General features: G+C 62.0%; 19 protein-coding genes and 1 tRNA gene. 7 read left to right on the top strand and 13 right to left on the bottom strand.

What is annotated here, in order from left to right; translation table 11 throughout:
- Positions 1-54 precede the first annotated feature (54 nt).
- Both AWT76_RS03225 and AWT76_RS03220 read left to right on the top strand, forming a co-directional pair.
- Positions 55-813, top strand: a complete 759-nt coding sequence (locus AWT76_RS03225; protein ID WP_072244881.1) for a ParA family protein — start codon at positions 55-57, stop codon at positions 811-813.
- 24 nt (positions 814-837) lie between these two features.
- Positions 838-1440 carry a hypothetical protein gene (locus tag AWT76_RS03220; protein WP_072244880.1) on the top strand — a complete coding sequence of 201 codons (603 nt, stop codon included), beginning with the start codon at positions 838-840 and terminating at the stop codon, positions 1438-1440.
- 668 nt (positions 1441-2108) lie between these two features.
- Here the strand turns inward: AWT76_RS03220 and AWT76_RS03215 are convergent.
- The 3 genes from AWT76_RS03215 to AWT76_RS03205 all read right to left on the bottom strand — a co-directional run bounded on the left by AWT76_RS03215 (position 2109) and on the right by AWT76_RS03205 (position 3667).
- Positions 2109-2783: a hypothetical protein gene (locus AWT76_RS03215; protein WP_141655856.1), complete on the bottom strand. Its 675-nt coding sequence runs from the start codon at positions 2781-2783 to the stop codon at positions 2109-2111.
- Positions 2784-2819: 36 nt separating this feature from the next.
- Positions 2820-2892, bottom strand: a tRNA-Leu gene (locus AWT76_RS03210).
- Between the two features lie 370 nt (positions 2893-3262).
- Positions 3263-3667, bottom strand: coding sequence for a single-stranded DNA-binding protein (locus tag AWT76_RS03205; RefSeq protein ID WP_072244878.1), 405 nt, complete (start codon positions 3665-3667; stop codon positions 3263-3265).
- A 424-nt stretch (positions 3668-4091) separates the two neighbouring features.
- Here AWT76_RS03205 and AWT76_RS03200 point away from each other — a divergent pair, with 424 nt between their 5' ends.
- The 4 genes from AWT76_RS03200 (at position 4092) to AWT76_RS03180 (ending at position 6501) form a co-directional block, all read left to right on the top strand.
- Complete coding sequence (locus tag AWT76_RS03200; protein ID WP_072244877.1) at positions 4092-4412, top strand: H-NS histone family protein; 321 nt, start codon at positions 4092-4094, stop codon at positions 4410-4412.
- A 372-nt stretch (positions 4413-4784) separates the two neighbouring features.
- Positions 4785-5597 carry a hypothetical protein gene (locus AWT76_RS16600; RefSeq protein ID WP_141655855.1) on the top strand — a complete coding sequence of 271 codons (813 nt, stop codon included), beginning with the start codon at positions 4785-4787 and terminating at the stop codon, positions 5595-5597.
- A 239-nt stretch (positions 5598-5836) separates the two neighbouring features.
- Positions 5837-6082 (top strand): type II toxin-antitoxin system VapB family antitoxin, encoded by a 246-nt coding sequence (locus AWT76_RS03185; protein ID WP_072244874.1) that lies wholly within the window; start codon positions 5837-5839, stop codon positions 6080-6082.
- Entirely contained in the window at positions 6082-6501 is a 420-nt protein-coding gene (locus AWT76_RS03180; protein WP_072244948.1) for a type II toxin-antitoxin system VapC family toxin, read from the top strand. The genes AWT76_RS03185 and AWT76_RS03180 overlap by 1 nt, the downstream gene beginning before the upstream one ends.
- A gap of 24 nt (positions 6502-6525) precedes the next feature.
- Here AWT76_RS03180 and AWT76_RS03175 read toward each other — a convergent pair whose 3' ends face one another.
- From AWT76_RS03175 to AWT76_RS03155, 5 genes are all read right to left on the bottom strand, one after another.
- Positions 6526-6756, bottom strand: coding sequence for a DUF6429 family protein (locus AWT76_RS03175; protein WP_072244873.1), 231 nt, complete (start codon positions 6754-6756; stop codon positions 6526-6528).
- 49 nt (positions 6757-6805) lie between these two features.
- Positions 6806-7063 (bottom strand): WGR domain-containing protein, encoded by a 258-nt coding sequence (locus AWT76_RS03170; protein WP_072244946.1) that lies wholly within the window; start codon positions 7061-7063, stop codon positions 6806-6808.
- Between the two features lie 103 nt (positions 7064-7166).
- A complete protein-coding gene (locus AWT76_RS03165; protein WP_072244872.1) occupies positions 7167-8102 on the bottom strand; it encodes a DUF2493 domain-containing protein in 936 nt (311 codons plus the stop codon).
- 367 nt (positions 8103-8469) lie between these two features.
- Positions 8470-9501, bottom strand: a complete 1032-nt coding sequence (locus tag AWT76_RS03160) for a DUF7146 domain-containing protein (protein ID WP_072244944.1) — start codon at positions 9499-9501, stop codon at positions 8470-8472.
- A 14-nt stretch (positions 9502-9515) separates the two neighbouring features.
- Positions 9516-13895, bottom strand: coding sequence for a strawberry notch family protein (locus AWT76_RS03155; RefSeq protein WP_072244871.1), 4380 nt, complete (start codon positions 13893-13895; stop codon positions 9516-9518).
- Positions 13896-14071: 176 nt separating this feature from the next.
- Here AWT76_RS03155 and AWT76_RS03150 point away from each other — a divergent pair, with 176 nt between their 5' ends.
- Entirely contained in the window at positions 14072-14365 is a 294-nt protein-coding gene (locus tag AWT76_RS03150; RefSeq protein ID WP_072244870.1) for a hypothetical protein, read from the top strand.
- 28 nt (positions 14366-14393) lie between these two features.
- Here AWT76_RS03150 and AWT76_RS03145 read toward each other — a convergent pair whose 3' ends face one another.
- The 5 genes from AWT76_RS03145 to AWT76_RS03120 form a co-directional block, all read right to left on the bottom strand.
- Positions 14394-14810, bottom strand: coding sequence for a hypothetical protein (locus tag AWT76_RS03145; protein ID WP_245638759.1), 417 nt, complete (start codon positions 14808-14810; stop codon positions 14394-14396).
- Positions 14803-15057, bottom strand: a complete 255-nt coding sequence (locus AWT76_RS03140; protein WP_245638758.1) for a type II toxin-antitoxin system Phd/YefM family antitoxin — start codon at positions 15055-15057, stop codon at positions 14803-14805. The genes AWT76_RS03145 and AWT76_RS03140 overlap by 8 nt, the downstream gene beginning before the upstream one ends.
- Before the next feature lie 77 nt (positions 15058-15134).
- Positions 15135-15779, bottom strand: a complete 645-nt coding sequence (locus AWT76_RS03135) for an antitoxin of toxin-antitoxin stability system (RefSeq protein ID WP_072244867.1) — start codon at positions 15777-15779, stop codon at positions 15135-15137.
- Positions 15772-16191: a hypothetical protein gene (locus tag AWT76_RS03130; protein WP_072244866.1), complete on the bottom strand. Its 420-nt coding sequence runs from the start codon at positions 16189-16191 to the stop codon at positions 15772-15774. The genes AWT76_RS03135 and AWT76_RS03130 overlap by 8 nt, the downstream gene beginning before the upstream one ends.
- 275 nt (positions 16192-16466) lie before the next feature.
- Positions 16467-16844: a DUF6915 family protein gene (locus AWT76_RS03120; protein WP_072244864.1), complete on the bottom strand. Its 378-nt coding sequence runs from the start codon at positions 16842-16844 to the stop codon at positions 16467-16469.
- Positions 16845-16849 lie beyond the last annotated feature (5 nt).

Below are 16849 nucleotides of genomic sequence, written 5' to 3'. Positions count from 1 at the left end.
CCGCAATGTGATGGCCGGACGGCCAGACCCCGTGACAGAGAGAGTGTGTAAGATATGTCTGATGAGGCGAACCCGCCGGTTGTTGTGGCGGTGATGGGGATCAAGGGCGGGGCCGGGAAGACCACGATCTGTGCCGCCATGACTTCGGCGATGATCCATTCGAACAAGCGTGTGCTGCTGGTCGATACGGATCGCCAGAGATCGCTCGCTGACTGGGCGCAGCGGGCCGAAGCGCATGGCAATGGCTCGCCCCTGCTGTCGCATATCGAGGCGAAAGACACTGACGCCCTGGTCGCGATCCTGGACGAGGCCTTTGAGACCGAGAGCCATGATTTCATCATCATCGACACGGCCGGTGTGGCGGGCACATGGGCCGATCATGTCGCCGTGCAGGCCAGTCTCATCGTCACGCCGGTCATCCTGACCGAGAACAACGTCAATGGCGCGGTCGCGACCTATCAATGGTACAAGGGATTGCATGGACGGGTCGAAGAGCCGGAATTGCTGCCGCGCCATATCAGCATACTGACCCGCTATGACAGCCGCACCCGCAACGGCGCAGAAAAGCTCAGCCCCATCGAGAGGGATCTGTTCGCGCGCATCAAAGCCGAGCTGGAGCTGTTTCCCTATGCGGTGCGCGAGCGCAAGGCCTACAAGGATATGGAGAGCCTTGGCCTGCTTGGCGCCATCGCCCGGAAAAAGCGCGACGATCCAAACCCGCTGGTCCGTGGGCAGGCCGCCCATTACGAGGACGCGCTCCATGAGGTCGCTGTGATCTTCAATCACATGCTGACCCATGCGGCCGCAGAATAAGACCTAGAGAGGAAAGCTGAGCGTATGGCAAAGCGCAGGATAGCCCGAATTGGGGCAATCGATCCGATCTATGCAGATGCGGTGTTCGACAGCGCGCCGCCTGTCATGGAACGGGCAGAGCAGCGCGGGCCGCAGCCGACACCGTCTGTGACACAGCTGAAACCGGACGCGCCCGCGCAGGTCGCATCGCCAGTTGCACCGATTGCGCAGGAAGCACCGCGCGTGCCCCCTCCGCGTGCGACAGGGAACGGGGCCATGACCGCGCACAAACCGGCGCGCGCCTTCTCGATCACCCTGTGGCCGCTCACCCGCCACAAGGAAGATCTGTTGGCTCTGGCGCAAGCCGGATACAGAATCGAGTTGATCCTGAGTGCGGCAATGAAATCGGCCCGGAAAACCTTCAAGCCTGGCCCGGTCTATGTGCCTGTCCAAAAGGGCGATACATGGGCCGCCTACAGCATCCGGCTGCAAAAGCCGGTCCCCGAGCGCATCCTTGCGCAGCTTGCCGAGAGCGCCAAAGACCCCGGCGCCATGATGGCCACCCAATTGCTGCGCGGTCAGATCGAGCCGCTCTGGCTGGACGCTCTGGATGCCCTGATCGTAAAGCTCAAAGCCGCGGTGCCGTGAAAGACGGCGCGATTTCTGACGCGGGCCATCGTCACTGCTCCGCCGCGCACTTTGAAACGCAAGAGGGATGCAGCCCCGCAGGGCTGAGACCTGGGCGTGCATGCGACCATGCCCGGCGGGCCAAGGGACTGGCTCAGGATGAGACAGCCAAAGCCGCGCCTTCGGGCAGGGAGCATGTGCGCTCAGGGCTCAGGGCAACGCCGCAGCAGCCCGGCCCCGCTCGCGGGGCTTGCCCATGCTCAAGCCACCCAAAACCGGACATTCGGCCAAGTTGAGATGCTGCAGGTGCAATCGGCTGCAGGCAGCCTAAAGCCGTCCTCCATGGTCTCGGAAGCACGAAACCCACGCACCGATCTAAGGGCGGAAGAGTGGGCTTTCTCAGTGCTAGCGAAGCGATCACCGAGCCAAAGGCTAAGAACCGACCATTGCTTGTGGATGGCCTCAGGCGTGAAAATCGCACACACTGGCCTTACTCATGATTGCCAGATGCGAAAGAAACGCGGGCACCAAGACAAATCATGAAGCAGACATAAAACTGACCCTGTGCTCAGAGATTTTGAAGAAATAGACAAGCTGACGGTCAGAGAAGAGGATCTCAAGGATTATTATCTAAAAGATGGCTCCATCAGTCTGGGCGTGTCGTTTCTTATTAAGGCAGCGCCTTGTGCTTACAATTTCGCCTTCTTGCTTGCAGCATCCCATTTGCCCCTCTTAGCCCCAATATCTTCGATTTCCTGGATTAACCCCCAGTAAGTACTCATGAAGGCCTTGTTTGGAGATTCGATAAGTAGCTCAATAACTTCGCACAGTTTTTTTTGGCGAACCTGCCATGTATCCACTTTTACTACATCGAGTTGCGCCAAGGTAGCCGCCAACGCTCCATTAACAGCAGTATTGTTCCTATTGAGTGGTACAGTCCATTGGCCGTGAGCAATTTTGTTTCTTAGAGTGCTGGGTTCTAGAACTAGCTCTTCCACTAGTTTATCTAATTTCTGTCGGGCATTGGGGCCAAAATTGCTTTTCTTAGCAGCGGTTTTTCGCATCGCCAACTCGATGCACTTTCTCCAGCCCGCCGAAATTCCATTAGACTGGATGCAGCGTTTAATTTGAGCTATTTCGTCGAGTGTGAAGCCATGAGGAGTGTGGATGGTCTTCGAAAAAATCGCCTCACTCCAAGCACAAAATATAAGTGCCAAAACCTTTGTGTGGCTCTCCGCCTCAAGGGAACGGTTTTTCCTTAAGCAGTCATTGATGCTGCGCTTAGTTTGCTTGAATGCGGCCGAAATGCTCCTGACATTGGCACATTGAGCCCTATAAACTACTAAACGTTCAGCGTTATTCATTTACAACCTAGCGAGAAAAGGCGTCCTACACCGTCTCTCGGCAGGTTGGAATTGAACCAACGACCACAGGTTTTAGGCCTGCTGCTCTACCTTGCTGAGCTACTACCGGTCAGGAGCAAGTTTGATCTTGCTTATCTCTGCTCTATAACCTCAAAGTTTCCTGGCATCAACGAAAAAACCTGCATACTCCTCGCGCCCCTCGTTCCTATCTTGATCAAACGTACAGACTTTGCGTGTCTTCCGATGGGTCGTTTGGAGTATCTGCTCGTGCAAAGCGATGCTGCGCATCAGGGCCGCATATAAATGTCTCGGTTGTTCCGACTACGACAGGTAGATTTGTATCTTTGCTTCGGCAGCTTCCTGCCACAAGCCGCCGGTCACGCCGGCCCATGCTGCAGCTGCCGCGAATGTCCGCTTTCACGAACAGCCCGAACCCGGCGGGTTTCCCCGCCGGGCCCGAGGGGGAGACCCCGTTCTTTTCAGAACGGGATCTCGTCGTCGCGGTCGACCAACTCGGGGTTTTCACTCTCGGCCGATTTCGGGCGGCTGAGGAAATCGACCTTCTCGGCGATGATCTCGCAGCCGTAGCGGTCGTTGCCCATGCTGTCGATCCACTTGCTGTAGTGGAGGCGGCCGTGGACAAGGACCTTCATGCCCTTTTCGCAATGCTCCGCGACCGTCTTGCCGAGACCGTTGAAGCAGGTGATGCGGTGCCATTCCGTGTCCATGACCCGGTAGCCGTTCTCGTCGCGCAGCACGCGACCTTCCGAGAGGCGGGGGCGGGAGGTGGCGAGGCTGAAGTTGGTGATGTTGGTGCCGCCTTGGGTGGTGCGGGTTTCGGGTTTTTGGCCAATGTTGCCGGCGAGGATGACGATGTTTTGCATGTCTAGCTTCCTTCTGTGTCCTGTCTTCGGGACCGTCCCTTCGACAAGACCCTGAAAAAGCCCGTCGGGTGACGCGTGCACGGTGGACGGAACGGACGCCGGAAACCTCCACAGGACCGGGGTGGCGCGGGCAGCCCCGAAGGGGCAACACGGCCCGGTCTGACGCGGGGTTGCGCGTGAGAGCCCGAACGGGATTAGGGGATTGTCAGTCGAAGGGATGGGCCAGCAGACAGAGATGCGCGAGAAGCCCACGCCAGACCCTGTCATCCGGCCAACATGGCCTGTCAGAACTCAAGCCCGGCACTGCACTGGTGGTTGATACCGATCATCTCAAACCGCCCCCCTGCCCCAGCCGTCAGGGAGTTGCAGGGCAATGCCGATACAGGCTACCTTGCGGGATCATTCAGGACACGGAAAGCATAACATGGCTGATTTTGATCTCGAGGCGCTGTCGCTCACGGAACTGCGCAAATTGCATAAGGACATCGCCAAGGCGATCACCACCTACGAGGACCGGCAAAAGACAGAAGTCCGCGCCAAGGTGGAAGCCTTCGCCAAAGACCTGGGCTATTCGCTGGCCGAACTCATGGGCGAGGAAGCAACACCCAAGCGCGCGCCCGCCCCGGCGAAATACCGCCACCCTGAGAACCCGGCGCTCACCTGGTCCGGCCGGGGGCGCAAACCGCTGTGGTTTGTGGAGGCGTTGTCATCGGGCAAAACCGCAGAGGACATGGCCATCGGTTGATGACCGAAGCTGTTGCGGTCAGTCCTTTGCGACAGATCGGATTGCCGGCCGCGCCCGCCTTGCAAGAGGGATGCAGACCCGACAGGGCTGAAAGCGGATCGTGATGGCGACCATGTGACAAATGGGTTGGCCTGGCTCAGGATGAGACAGACCAAGCCGTATTGGCACAGGAAGGCAGCAGGGTCAGAGTTCAGGGCGAAGCCTCAGCAGCCCGGCCCCGCTTGCGGGGCTTGCCAATGTCGAAACAAGCCCAACGTGGCCGATGCTACATCTCGGTCAAACGTTAGCTTTACGCATGGAACTCCGTTTGCAATGTTCGCCCAATAAGCTTACGACCGAAGCGGCTGGCAACTGTCAAACATCACCTGACACATGATAATTCACTACGATAAGTTTGAAACTTGGGAGAGGTCTTTCGGCGACCTTGTAGTTCGTCTATTGGGCGAGGAAGCCGTGAATAATCTCGCGTCATCGTATTTCGAATATATAGAAGATGCGGGCGATTTTGTGGTCAACCATTCGGACATCGAAACCGTTTCAACCGAAATTCAGGGCTGGCTTCGGGCACGTGAATTTTGCGTGTTCCATGGGACTAGATTGCTACACGAAGAAATTCTCTCTGTGCAACAGAAAGGGCTGCGCCCTTTGGTGGCCACTGACCGGGAACAACGCCTCAGAGAAATTCTCGCGCGCCATCCAATATGGTATTCTGTAAAGAATAGACTTCGTGAAGTGATTGATGACGTTGGTCCAAAGGAAAAGCAAGGCAGAAGGCAAGGACAGGTCCATTTTAGCCTTTCTAGATCAGGACTTGTGAATGGTTTCGACCATTATTTGACCCACGGGTCTGAGTTTGATCAGCACGTTGTGCAGCGGTTATTTGGTGACCAATCAGGCCTTGAACTGCTCAACTCGGAGACCGTTCCTGTTCTTGTTCATGTCTCCTTCAGCGGCGAACAGCTCATTCAAGGAGCTCATCCGCACTTCAGTTATTCCGACGTCATGGGCATGGGTGAAATCCCTGGGCTTGCGCGAACTTTCCTTAACGCTTGGGCATACAAGGCAGCGAACCCAAGCTTTGACATCGAAAAACTGCAGACTGACTGCTGTATGATGGAACGGGTCGCAACACCACCCGAACGAATCCTCAATATCGAAAAGCTTGGCGATTTGGCCGCACATTAAGTGTCGAGCGGAAAACCATATTGGTTGTCATTGGTTGTCTGCTCCCTGGGACCTTTAGCAGTCTTCGCTGGCGGGGCAACGACCGTCCCCTCCGTCCCGCACAGCCGCCAGTCACAAGCTCTGCTCTGTCGCGGCGGGATATCCCGAAACACATTGCTTGAATATGCGCTTTGGGATATACATATGACCATTGCGGGCGCGTCATCGGATATGCGCCGATCATCAGTGAGAGACAGATAATGCCGCTCTACATCCGGGATGACAAGGTCGATGATCTCGCGACGCGCTTCATGAAACTGAGCGGCGCGAAGACCAAGACGGAGGCTGTGCGCATTGCGCTGACGGCGCAGCTTGCCGTCGAACAGGCACGCATGCCGCTGCTCGACCGGCTGGCCCCGCTGCTGCATCGCGCCGATGAGCTGGGTCCTGCCGATCCTGATTTCGACATGAAGCGCTTCACCGATGAGATGTGGGACGCGCGCTGATGTTCATCGACGCCTCCGCGATCGTGGCGGTCCTGAACCGCGAAGCGGGGTATGAGGACCTGGTGCGCCGCATGGGCGATCATGAAGGCCAGCTTTTCACATCGCCGATGGCGCGGTTTGAGGCGAGTGTCAGCCTTGCGCGCTCACGCTCCGGCGCGCAGGCAAGGCCATCGCGCGCGTTGATGGAGGCCTGTGCCGGGCTGGTTAAGGATTTCGTGGAAGAATTATCCGCACGGGATATCCATATCACGGGCAGCATCGGGGATGGCGCGATTCAAGCCGCGGCGGAATATGGCAAGATCGTCGGACATCCTGCCGATCTGAATTTCGGCGATTGCTTTGCCTATGCCTGCGCCCGGGCCTATCGGCTCAAGCTGATCTACAAGGGCAATGATTTCTCGCAGACAGATCTTGCGTGAACGCTGGCGGTCGCAAACCAGTTTTCACTCGGCCTTGCTGAACTCCCGCGTGAGAACGGCCCGCGCATGTGCAATACCCTCAGGCGTCAGGCTCAGCGATTTCGCCTTGTTTTTGGGATCATGGATCAGGCCTTTCTCAAAAAGCCTGTTCGTGATGTCCCAATCGATCCCCTTCCAGACCCGATCACCGTCATGCAGCGTCAGGCTGAGGATCGCGAGGGCCGCATCATCGATCTTGTCGGAGTCGAGCGTCATCGTCCCCCCGATGTCCGGTCAGGCTTTGCACCATGTCGCCGCGCCCGCGTCACGCATATCCCCGCCGCTGTTTCACGCGCGCGAGTTTCATCAGCGCGGTCACGGCCTGCCCTTCATCGGCATGCGGCTCGCTCATCATCTGACCGCGATATCCGATGCGGCCCCATTCGCGCACAAGGCTGGCACCGCCGAACAGGTCGGGCTGGATGCTCATGCGGTAAAACCGGCGCATGTTGCGCGCAGGATCGACCCGGCGCATCTGCAGGTCGGTCGGGAAGATTTCCAGTTGGCTGACAGTATCAAACATGTCGCAATCCGGGAGCGGGGTTTGTGCCATGATATCAGGGGAAAGCGCGTGCTTCCACCGTGATGTCCCCCGCAGCGATGTCCCCCGTGAGGGGAAAGGGGGCTTACGCCCCCTTCTCAAACTTCATGACCGGGATGCCCAGCTTGCGGGCCTTGTCGGCGAGGTTCTCCTGGATGCCATTGCCCGGGAAGACCAGAACACCCACCGGCAGCACGTCCAGCATTGCGTCGTTGCGCTTGAAGGGCGCGGCCTTGGCGTGCTTGGTCCAGTCAGGCTTGAAGGCAACCTGCGTGACACCCCGGGACTCGGCCCATTTGGCGGCGATGAGTTCCGCGCCCTTCGGGCTTCCCCCATGCAAGAGCACCATATCGGGATGTTTGGTCCGGACCTGATCGAGCTTGCCCCAGATCAGGCGGTGATCGTTGAAATCGCTGCCACCGGTCAGGGCAACCTTGGGGCCTGCGGGCAGCATCACCTCGGTCTCGGCGCGGCGCTTGGCGGCCAGGAAGTCGCGGCTGTCGATCAGCGCGGCGGTCATGTGCTGGCGGTTCACCATCGATCCAGTGCGGGGGCGCCAGGCGGATCCCGTGTGATGGACAAACTCGGTGGCGGCGTGATCGCGCATCATGTCCATGCAGTTGCGCCGCTCAACAAGGGTCAGGCCTTCGGCCATCAGGCGCTCAAGCTCGGTGGATTTCACCTCGGAGCCGTCCTGCTCGCGCTGGAGGCGGCGCTGAGCCTGCTCGTTCTCATCGAGCGACCGCTCGATCCGTGCTGTCGCGCGGTGAAACAGATTGACCTGGCCCCAGAGCACCTCTTCGAGGTTGGGTTCCATGCGGGTGTCTTCCAGGGTCGCGACGAGGGCATCGAAGATATCGGCAGCGGCGCGGCGCAGGTGATCGGCATCCGGCATCGGGCGCGGATCGGGCTCGTCTTCAAAGGGGCGGTAGCCATAGAGCTGCAGCTCTTCGAGCGCATGGGCGGTTTGGGATGCGGTGTGGGCGGGTTCATACGCGTCGTCGTGGGTGTGGATCGTCATTTTGGTTTTGCCTCCGGGCTTGTCTCGTCCACGCGACATCCCGCGCGGCCTTCATGGGCAGCTCTGAGCCGTCATGGCGGACGTCCCTTCACCCCCACTTTGGGGCCGAAACGCAGTGGAGGAGGGCGGCAGGCAGGCTATTTGTTTCGCGATGCAAAGCGGGATTTATCCCGCGGCGGAAATAGCCTGCCTGCCGCCCTTGAGGGGGCGGACCCTTTGACGGCAGCACGCCCATCTCTTGAAGGCCGTGCGGGTGTCGGGTGGATGAGATTCACCCGGGACGCGGCAAAACCGGTGATCCACACCCATGACAGGGATGAAAGACACCCTGCCCCGCTGTCCCAGACCGCCCCCTGCGCGATGCGGCTCAGCCGAACAGGCGCTGGCGATCCTCGAGCCCGATTTGTGCCTCCAGATGCTGACGCAGCCCTGCGACGCCATAGGCCCGGAGATCATCGTTGAAGTCCCCGAGCCGCGGTTCCAGCACCCGAACGGCAACCCCGACATCGGTCGCTCTGGCGCTCAACCGCTCTGCCGCGCGTTGCCCGGCCGGATCGCGGTCGATGGCGATGTAGAGGCGCTGCAGCCCCTCCGGCAGCAGGACCGCCCCGAGGTGACCCGATGAGAGCGCCGCCCAGACAGGAAGGCCGGGTACCGCTTGCGTGAGCGACAACATGGTCTCAATGCCCTCGCCGACGACGAGGATGTCATCATGCGGGGTCAGCCTGACGGCGTTGCCCAGAAGGTGACCCATGGCCCGCCGCTGCGTCTTGACCGCCGCCTTCCCCTTGCCGTCAAGCGCGAGCCAGGTGCGATGCACACCCTGCAAGGCCCCTGCCCCATCGGTGACCGCCGCAATCAGTGCTGGTCGGGGGGTGCTTTTTGTCTGGCCCTCATCCCGATGCCAGCACTTGGGGTGGAAGCGAAGGGCGCTCATCCTGCCGCCTTGGGTGAGGCCCCGGGCGCGGAGGTAGCTGTCGGCAAGCGTACCTGCGACCGGCATCGAGGCTGCGAACAGACGCGCCGCCGCCGCTGGTGTGCCACCGGGGGCCTTGGACTTCCTTGGCACTGGCGCATTCGGGACGACCGGCTGCGGACGGCCGAGATGCGCGCGGGCCTCGTCCAGGAGTTCGGGAAACCGCGTGATCCCCGTGCGCGCACGGATGATGTCCAGCAGATCCCCATATTCCGACGTGGCTGAATCCTGCCATTTCCCGCGCGCGCCCGGCCCGGACGTTGGCCCGGTCAACCGCACAAAAAGCGACCGGCCCGGGCTGTTCTGCAGATCGCCCACCATCCAGTAAGACCCTTCCCGCCGTCCGGCGGGAAGGTAATGACGACACACGCTTTCCGCGTTTTGCGCAAGTTCGCGCAGAAGATCTTCTGTTTCAACCGACATGGACCGCATCATTTTCAACTATTGCGTGCATGTAGGCCAGCGACGGGCAGGCGCGCAAGCAACTGCTCCAGCACCGCAATCCCGCGCGGATCCGTCGGGCAGAAGAGCCGCAGCTTCCAGGCGATGATTTCCGAGAAGAAGCCATCTGCCTTGAGACGGTCCTTGGCCGCTTCCGTGAAACCCGACAGCTCGATCCGGTTCACCCCCATGACGCGCGAGCGATGCAGCTCCATCCCCTCGGCCAAGCGCACGACCGTCTTGCCCTCGAGAACGAGGGCATGGACCTGCGCCGCTGTCAGTTTTGGTGCGTCCTCTGCCAGCGTTGTCGCGACCCAGGCGGGCGAGACCCGGCGGCCAATGATGCGCTGGCCGTCATCGGTCTGCAGCCGGTAGACGCGGGTTTCATCCTGCGGCAGTTGCTTCCAGATCGGCAGCAGCAAACCTGCCACGACATGCAGGGTGGACTCGCTGAACTCTGGCACCTCGGCCAGTTCCGCCGTCCAGGCGGCAGTGAACGCCGCGCGGTCGGCTTCCAGCCAGTGGGTGTCCTCCATGATCTTGGCCGGGACCGTGCTGGCCTCGGTGGGGCGGATCAGCCTCAGCCGCGGCTCTATCGTGCCGTCATCCAACATCAGGCTGGTGGCGGGCACCTGCACTGCCGCACGCCCTGAACGGCTGTTGACGAGAAGGCGTGCTTTGGGATCATCGAGCCAGTCGAGCGCATCTGCGAGCGCGGTCGGCGTGTTGCGGCGCTTTTCTGTGATGGTCAGGAGCTGAGTCTCCGCGCCGGAGCCGGGATGGGTGTAGATCACCCGCGCGTCCGTGACGCGGAAGCTTTCGGCGCGCAGCGTCTCGAGCCCGAGGTCATAGACCCCGGCGGCAATGGCACCCTCGATGCGCGCGTCGAGCAAGTCCTCGAAGGCCGCAAACAGCACGCCCTGCATATCAATCGTCAGCGCCAGAAGGCGATTGAGGAAGGTGGTGATGGGGGGCAGATTGTCCTTGAGGCCATTGTCATCGGTCAGGCTCAGACCTGTGGCATCCTCGAACGCTTCCAGCGAGCATCCCGCCACATCACCGCGATGCAGTTTGCGGTAGAGCTGGCGGAGCGCGTCGCGGGCATAGGGCGACTCGAGATTGTCCTCGGGCCGGAACAGCCCCTGCCCGCCGGTCTGACGCTGGCCGCGCGTGATAGCCCCCAGCGTGTCGAGACGGCGCGCGATGGTCGACAGGAACCGCTTCTCCGCCTTCACATCGGTGGCGACGGGCCGGAACAGAGGCGGCTGCGCCTGATTGGTGCGATTGGTGCGGCCCAAACCTTGGATGGCCGCATCGGCTTTCCAGCCGGGCTCCAGCAGGTAGTGAACGCGCAGGCGTTGGTTCTTCGCTCCGAGATCGGCGTGATAGCTGCGCCCCGTGCCGCCCGCATCCGAGAAGATCAGGATGCGCTTCTGGTCATCCATGAAGGCAGCGGTTTCCGCGAGGTTGGCAGATCCTGCCCGGCTTTCCACGACCAGCCGCGCCGCAGGACCCTCGCCCTTGCGCACGATCCGGCGCGACCGGCCCGTCACTTCCGCCACCAGATCGGTGCCGAAACGCTGCACGATCTGATCCAGCGCGCCGGGCACAGGCGGAAGCGAGGCCAGATGCTCGATCAGCGCATCGCGCCGTCGCACCGCCTCGCGGCATTCCACCGGCTGGCCATCGCGCGTGACAGGGCGCGAGGAGAGGTTGCCCTCGCTATCGGTGAAAGGCTCAAACAGCTGCACCGGGAAGGAATGGGCGAGGTAGTCCAGGCAAGCCTCTCTTGGCGAGATATCAATGCGGACGTCATTCCATTCATCCGTGGGGATGTCTGACAGGCGGCGTTCCATCAGCGCCTCGCCGGTTGAAACGATCTGGATGACCGCCGCATGGCCTGCTGCCAGATCGGCCTCGATGGCGGCGATCAGGGTGGGGGTTTTCATGGAGGTCAGCAGATGGCCGAAAAACCGCTGCTTGGCAGATTCAAAGGCCGAGCGAGCCGCGGATTTGGCCTGGCGGTTCAGCGTGCCGCCGGATTCGCGAGTAATGTTCGCCGCTTCCAGCGCCGCGGACAGGTTCCGATGTATGACTCCGAAGGCGAGCGCATATGCATCATAGATGCCGCGCTGCTCCGGCGTCAGCGCATGTTCCAGCATCTCGTATTCGACGCCGTCATAGGACAGCGAGCGCGCCGTGTAGAGGCCAAGCGACCGCAGATCGCGGGCGAGGACCTCCATTGCCGCGACACCGCCCGCCTCAATGGCCTCGACGAATTCCGCGCGGGTCGCGAACGGGAAATCCTCGCCGCCCCAAAGACCGAGGCGCTGCGCATAGGCGAGGTTATGAACCGAAGTGGCCCCCGTGGCCGAGACATAGACCACGCGGGCATTGGGCAACCTGTGCTGCAGCCGCAGACCCGCCCTGCCCTGCTGCGACGCCGTGACATCGCCGCGCTCGCCCTTGCTTCCTACGGCGTTGGCCATGGCATGGCTTTCATCGAACAGGATCACTCCGTCGAAATCAGCCCCGAGCCAGTCGACGATCTGGTCGACGCGGGACTTTTTTGCCCCCCGCTCCTCGGAGCGCAGCGTGGCATAGGTGGTGAAGAGGATGCCTTCGGTCAGCGGGATATCTTTGCCTTGCGCAAAGCGCGACAGCGGCGACACCAGCAAGCGTTCCTGCCCGAGTGCGGACCAGTCGCGCTGCGCATCCTCCAGCAGCTTGTCGCTCTTCGAGATCCAGAGCGCCTTGCGCCGTCCTTGCCCCCAGTTGTCGAGCACGATCCCGGCCGACTGGCGGCCCTTGCCCGCGCCAGTGCCATCGCCAAGGAAGAAGCCACGGCGGAAGCTGACGGCGTCCGCGGCATCCTCGGGCGCGGCCGAGACCATGTCGCCGGTTTCATCGACAGTCCAAGACCCCGCGAGATACGCGCCGTGCGCCTCGCCCGCGTAGATCACGGTCTCCAGCTGCGCGTCGGACAGCAGACCGTCGTGCAGAACGGCGGCGGGCAGCTTGGGGCGATAGGTCGGTTTGGGCGGTGTGACCGAGGCCATGGCCGCCGATTGCACCAGCTTGGTCGGGTGCGGTGTGGCGCCGGGGATGTCGATCGCCTGCAGCCGGAAGGTCTCATAAATGGCATCCGACAGGCGCGTGCTGGCCCCGTCCTCGGTTGCATCGCGCAGGGTATAGGCGAGGTCTGCGGCCTCGATCTGTGGAGCGGTGTTGGTGGCGGGTGTTGGTGACGTGGTGCGCGATGTGCTGATCGCCGCGCGCGCGGTGCGGGCGGGATATCCCGGGAAGGGGGAAGTGTGGCCCTGCCCGGCTCGTGCAACCTCCGCCAGTTCGAGGCGCGGGGGGACGTGGGCAGTGATCAGCGACAGCAGGCTGGCGACATCAGGCGATATCGGGCGCGCCAGATCGGCTGTGATGCCGCCCGCCTCGCCACCGCGGCATTTGTCGAAGACCGAAATCCGCGTCTCGAAGCTGGTGCCGTGCTTGGCGAAGGCGGTACCGGAAACCGCACCCGTAAAGACCAGATGCGCGGTCTCGGTCAGGCGACCGAAGGTCTCAGCCCAGGCGCGCGCATCGGGCGCGAAACTGGCACCTGTGATGGCGACCAACCGTCCGCCGGGGGCCAGACGTGCAAGCGCCGAGCGCAGATGCCGGGCTGTCGCCTCGGTGGTGCGGGCGTCGACATTGGCCACCGCCGAGAATGGCGGGTTCATCAGGATGACGCTCGGGCGCAGCCCCGCGTCGAGATGATCGTCGATCTGGGCGGCGTCGAAGGTGGTGACCGGACGGCCCGGGAACAGGCGACGCAGAAGATCGGCGCGGGTTTCGGCGAGTTCGTTCAGCGCGAGGCTGCCGCCCGCGATCTCGGCGAGGATCGCCAGAAGGCCTGTTCCGGCCGATGGCTCCAGCACGAGATCTTGGGGCGTGATCTGCGCGGCCGCCAGTGCCGCAAGGCCCATAGGCAGCGGTGTGCTGAACTGCTGGAACCGCTCCATCTCGTCCGAGCGGCGGGTATGCGTGGGCAAGAGGCCAGCCACCTTGGCGAGGATCGTCAAGAGTGCTGCGGGCGAGCCAGCCCGAACGAGCAGCGCACGGCCGAATTTCCGCAGGAAGAGGACAAGCGCCACCTCGCCCGCCTCATAGGCGAGCTTCCAATCCCAGGCGCCGTCAGCATCGGAGCCGCCAAAGGCGCGCTCCATCTCAACGCGCAGGCGCAGCGCGTCGATTTGGAATCCTTGCGCCAGATCGGCCTGCAGTGCCTCGGCCACGCTCAAGATCGCGGCGGCCGTATCGGGGGACGGGATGGGGGCAACAGACGCAAGTGCGCGCTCGGTCGCAAAATGGGCGAGATGGGTCATCAGGAAACTCCGGAATGAGGAACAGGATCAGCCCCGGACACCCTCTTTCGGGCACCCTCAGGCCTGACCTTCACCGGCCCTCCTCTCCCTCTCAAACCCCATGATTTCCGCAGGCGGCTTGCTTTTGTTCCTGTTATGTTCTATATTGAATGTCGAGCTAAGAAGGGAGATCCCCGATGGAAAATACCACTTACGCCCTGCCCGCGACGCCAAAGCAGATCGCCTATGCGCACGCGCTGGCCCTGCGCAACCAGACGCTTCTGCCTTGGGAGGTTCAGCAGGACCGCCGGTCCCTGAGCGCCTGGATCGACGCGCAGGCCAAGCTGAAGTCGGGCGCGCAGGACAGCCGTCCGACATCAAAGCAGGTGGCCTTCGCCGAACGCCTCGCCCGGATCAAACGCCGTGCCGTGCCGGACGAGTGTTTCCGCGACAAGGGGCTGATGTCGAAATGGATCGACGGGAACAAGTGACTCTGGGCAGACCCAGCGGTGATCGAGACTACTTCAGCCGATCGACAACGGATGCCCCACCCGACCTGGCAAGCGCGATCAGGCTGGACTGGATCTTGGATGTGAAGACGGAACTGAACGAGCCGATGGGCGTGCGATCCTCCCAGACATAGGACCGCTCCATAATATCGGTGTTGATTTCGTCCAGCATGACCCATTTGCGGAAATGGGTTTCTAACCCCACGCGCTGCGACTCGATCTGGGGCACCTCGATGAACTTGCGCGAGGCCAAGGGAGGCTGTGTCGTGATCGGCAGGATGAACACCACGGTCTCGCTATCGGACTTGGCGACAGTGACGGCGATACAGACAGGCCGCGTCTTGCGGCCCTCAGTCTCGCCCGCCATCTGTTCGCGTTTCCAAAGGAACGGATAGCGGAAAACCTCTCCAGCGGCAGGCTTAGTCATCCGCCCGCGTCAAGTCTCGCTCGAGCCCTTCTATCATCAGCGTCTTGAGATCCTCGGGCATCTCGTCGATCATGTGAGCCTGTTGCGTGGCCCCCCGCGTGAGGCTCTGATACTGATCCATGCTCATCAGCACGAATTTCGGCTTGCGATGCTTGGTGATCGCGATCGGTGACCGAATGGCCGCGTCAAACAGGTCACTTGTGTGCCGCGTCAGGTCGGCCGCCTTGAACTCGGGAAGATCATGCATGATCGGGGTCTCCATTTGTGCAGAATGTACATACATTCTGGATATTCTGCAAGAGATGGGTTGAGCCCTCCCATGTGTCATCCGAACCGCCGCCCCCCTGCGGTGAAGGTGTAATCATTGGCGATGATGCCGTCCTCAACGGACTCGTCCGAGGTCAGGTGGTCGTATTCACTCTGAAGCTGGCGGTAGAGCCAGCGGGCAAGGTCGCGCAGCGCCTCGGTCACGATCTCCTCTGCGTCCTCGGTGGGCGGCTGCCAGGTCGGGCTATCGCGGGTGACGTCAACGGACATGGTATACTCGTGATAGTAGCGTCCCCGGTGGCTGACCTCGGCCGCGAGTTGGTAGAAGTTGCGCCGCTGGATGGCCTGCAGGCGGTCGGCGATGCCATGCAGCGTCGCGTCCTGGGGCGCATAGTCCCGGATGCGCGCGGCCGCGCCCTTGCTGTGGGACCAGTAGCTTTCGAAGCAAGCCCCGTCCCCCTGGCTCCAGAAGCCGGAGAACCAGATGCAGGGCTTGGCCCGCGTCCCTCCGCCCATCAGCCGCACAGGCGTGGTTTTGAGCCGGACGCCGAGGATCTCGCAGATCCGCTCGAAATCCTCGTAGACCGCGTCCCACCAATCGTCGTGGGGCCCAAGCTCGCGATACCAGCTGCGCGCCTTGTCCTTGGCCGCGTCCGAGAGTTCGGGGAACTGGTAGACGGTGGTGCAGATGACCTCAGGCATCGACGTCCTCCCCGTTCAGCGCGGCAGCCAGCCATTCTTGCGTGCTGGTCCAGCCGATGGATTTGCGAGCGCCGAGATCGATGACATGCGCGCCGCCGCCGAAGGCGTCGAGGCGCGGCCGGGAGCAGGTCAGGCCATACTGGAACCCCCAGAGGCCAGTGAGGTCGAGGTCTTCTGCCAGGCGCAGCACGAAGCGGATGACGGCTTCGACATCGCCGTGGTCGTCGTCATGGATCCAGAGGGCGCTGCCCTCGGGCGCGTCCTGACGCATGAGATCGAAGCCCGCGACCTCCGGGTCATCAGCGTCCTGATCCGCAGCGCGCAAGCTCTGGAACAGGCCGAGCGCGCCAGCGGCCTTGTCGGGGCTGCCGACGTCGATCAGGCATGAGAAATGGGTGAAGTAATCCGCCATGGGGACCTCCTGAATGGGGAAGACCCGGCCGAGAGGCCGGGCGCTGGATTGGGATGAAAGGGTAGTTGGGGGGCGATCAGCGTGTGGGACTGTCGCCCGCCGCCTGTCGCGCGGCATGCGCGCAGAGCATCTGTCGGTAGAAGCGCTTGCGCGCTGCCCGGAAGCCGCTCACGGCGCGCGTGTCAGGGTGAAGCGCCCTGACCGCAGCGCGCAGGACAGCAAATGGCGAAGCCGTCGCCGGCAGGCCGAGGCGCTGATAGGCTGGATCGGTCATCTCAACTGACCTCGACCACGGGCGAGGCGATATGTGGATCGACCAGAGCCTCGATCCGCGCGGTCCGACCCATCCAGGGTGCGGGCCGGATGGCCTTCACCCAGTCGGCGAAGCTCGGGATGAAGCCGAGGTCCTCCTTCACGTGCTGTTCGCCGACCCAGCGGGTCGGGATGATGCGCCCGGTCGAGAGCGTGAGGGTCTGGCCGAAGATCGTCTCGGCCATGAATATGCCCTCGGCATGGTGCCGCAGGGCCCGGTGCCGAAAATCGGCAGTGATCTCCTTGCTTTGGTCGAACCATTTATGCACCGCGATGAAATCATCGACCGTGCCGCCCCATTTCCTCACCGAGGAGAGCGCGTGGTGATAGGGATGTGCCATCGCCG

The organism is Roseibaca calidilacus, from assembly GCF_001517585.1.
In the GTDB taxonomy this organism is placed as follows: Bacteria; Pseudomonadota; Alphaproteobacteria; order Rhodobacterales; family Rhodobacteraceae; genus Roseinatronobacter; species Roseinatronobacter calidilacus.
Note: the sequence above shows the minus strand (reverse complement) of the source record. Positions and strands in the feature narration are given on the sequence as shown.

Excerpts from the sequence above, each read along its gene's own strand:
- AWT76_RS03185 (WP_072244874.1), top strand. The coding sequence starts at position 5,837 with ATGCCGCTCTACATCCGGGATGACAAGGTCGATGATCTCGCGACGCGC.
- AWT76_RS03140 (WP_245638758.1), bottom strand. The coding sequence starts at position 15,057 with ATGCATGATCTTCCCGAGTTCAAGGCGGCCGACCTGACGCGGCACACA.
- AWT76_RS03205 (WP_072244878.1), bottom strand. The coding sequence starts at position 3,667 with ATGCAAAACATCGTCATCCTCGCCGGCAACATTGGCCAAAAACCCGAA.
- AWT76_RS03200 (WP_072244877.1), top strand. The coding sequence starts at position 4,092 with ATGGCTGATTTTGATCTCGAGGCGCTGTCGCTCACGGAACTGCGCAAA.
- AWT76_RS03220 (WP_072244880.1), top strand. The coding sequence starts at position 838 with ATGGCAAAGCGCAGGATAGCCCGAATTGGGGCAATCGATCCGATCTAT.
- AWT76_RS03215 (WP_141655856.1), bottom strand. The coding sequence starts at position 2,783 with ATGAATAACGCTGAACGTTTAGTAGTTTATAGGGCTCAATGTGCCAAT.
- AWT76_RS03130 (WP_072244866.1), bottom strand. The coding sequence starts at position 16,191 with ATGGCGGATTACTTCACCCATTTCTCATGCCTGATCGACGTCGGCAGC.
- AWT76_RS03145 (WP_245638759.1), bottom strand. The coding sequence starts at position 14,810 with ATGACTAAGCCTGCCGCTGGAGAGGTTTTCCGCTATCCGTTCCTTTGG.
- AWT76_RS03170 (WP_072244946.1), bottom strand. The coding sequence starts at position 7,063 with ATGTTTGATACTGTCAGCCAACTGGAAATCTTCCCGACCGACCTGCAG.
- AWT76_RS03135 (WP_072244867.1), bottom strand. The coding sequence starts at position 15,779 with ATGCCTGAGGTCATCTGCACCACCGTCTACCAGTTCCCCGAACTCTCG.
- AWT76_RS03165 (WP_072244872.1), bottom strand. The coding sequence starts at position 8,102 with ATGACGATCCACACCCACGACGACGCGTATGAACCCGCCCACACCGCA.
- AWT76_RS03175 (WP_072244873.1), bottom strand. The coding sequence starts at position 6,756 with ATGACGCTCGACTCCGACAAGATCGATGATGCGGCCCTCGCGATCCTC.
- AWT76_RS03155 (WP_072244871.1), bottom strand. The coding sequence starts at position 13,895 with ATGACCCATCTCGCCCATTTTGCGACCGAGCGCGCACTTGCGTCTGTT.
- AWT76_RS03160 (WP_072244944.1), bottom strand. The coding sequence starts at position 9,501 with ATGTCGGTTGAAACAGAAGATCTTCTGCGCGAACTTGCGCAAAACGCG.
- AWT76_RS03120 (WP_072244864.1), bottom strand. The coding sequence starts at position 16,844 with ATGGCACATCCCTATCACCACGCGCTCTCCTCGGTGAGGAAATGGGGC.
- AWT76_RS03225 (WP_072244881.1), top strand. The coding sequence starts at position 55 with ATGTCTGATGAGGCGAACCCGCCGGTTGTTGTGGCGGTGATGGGGATC.
- AWT76_RS03180 (WP_072244948.1), top strand. The coding sequence starts at position 6,082 with ATGTTCATCGACGCCTCCGCGATCGTGGCGGTCCTGAACCGCGAAGCG.
- AWT76_RS03150 (WP_072244870.1), top strand. The coding sequence starts at position 14,072 with ATGGAAAATACCACTTACGCCCTGCCCGCGACGCCAAAGCAGATCGCC.
- AWT76_RS16600 (WP_141655855.1), top strand. The coding sequence starts at position 4,785 with ATGATAATTCACTACGATAAGTTTGAAACTTGGGAGAGGTCTTTCGGC.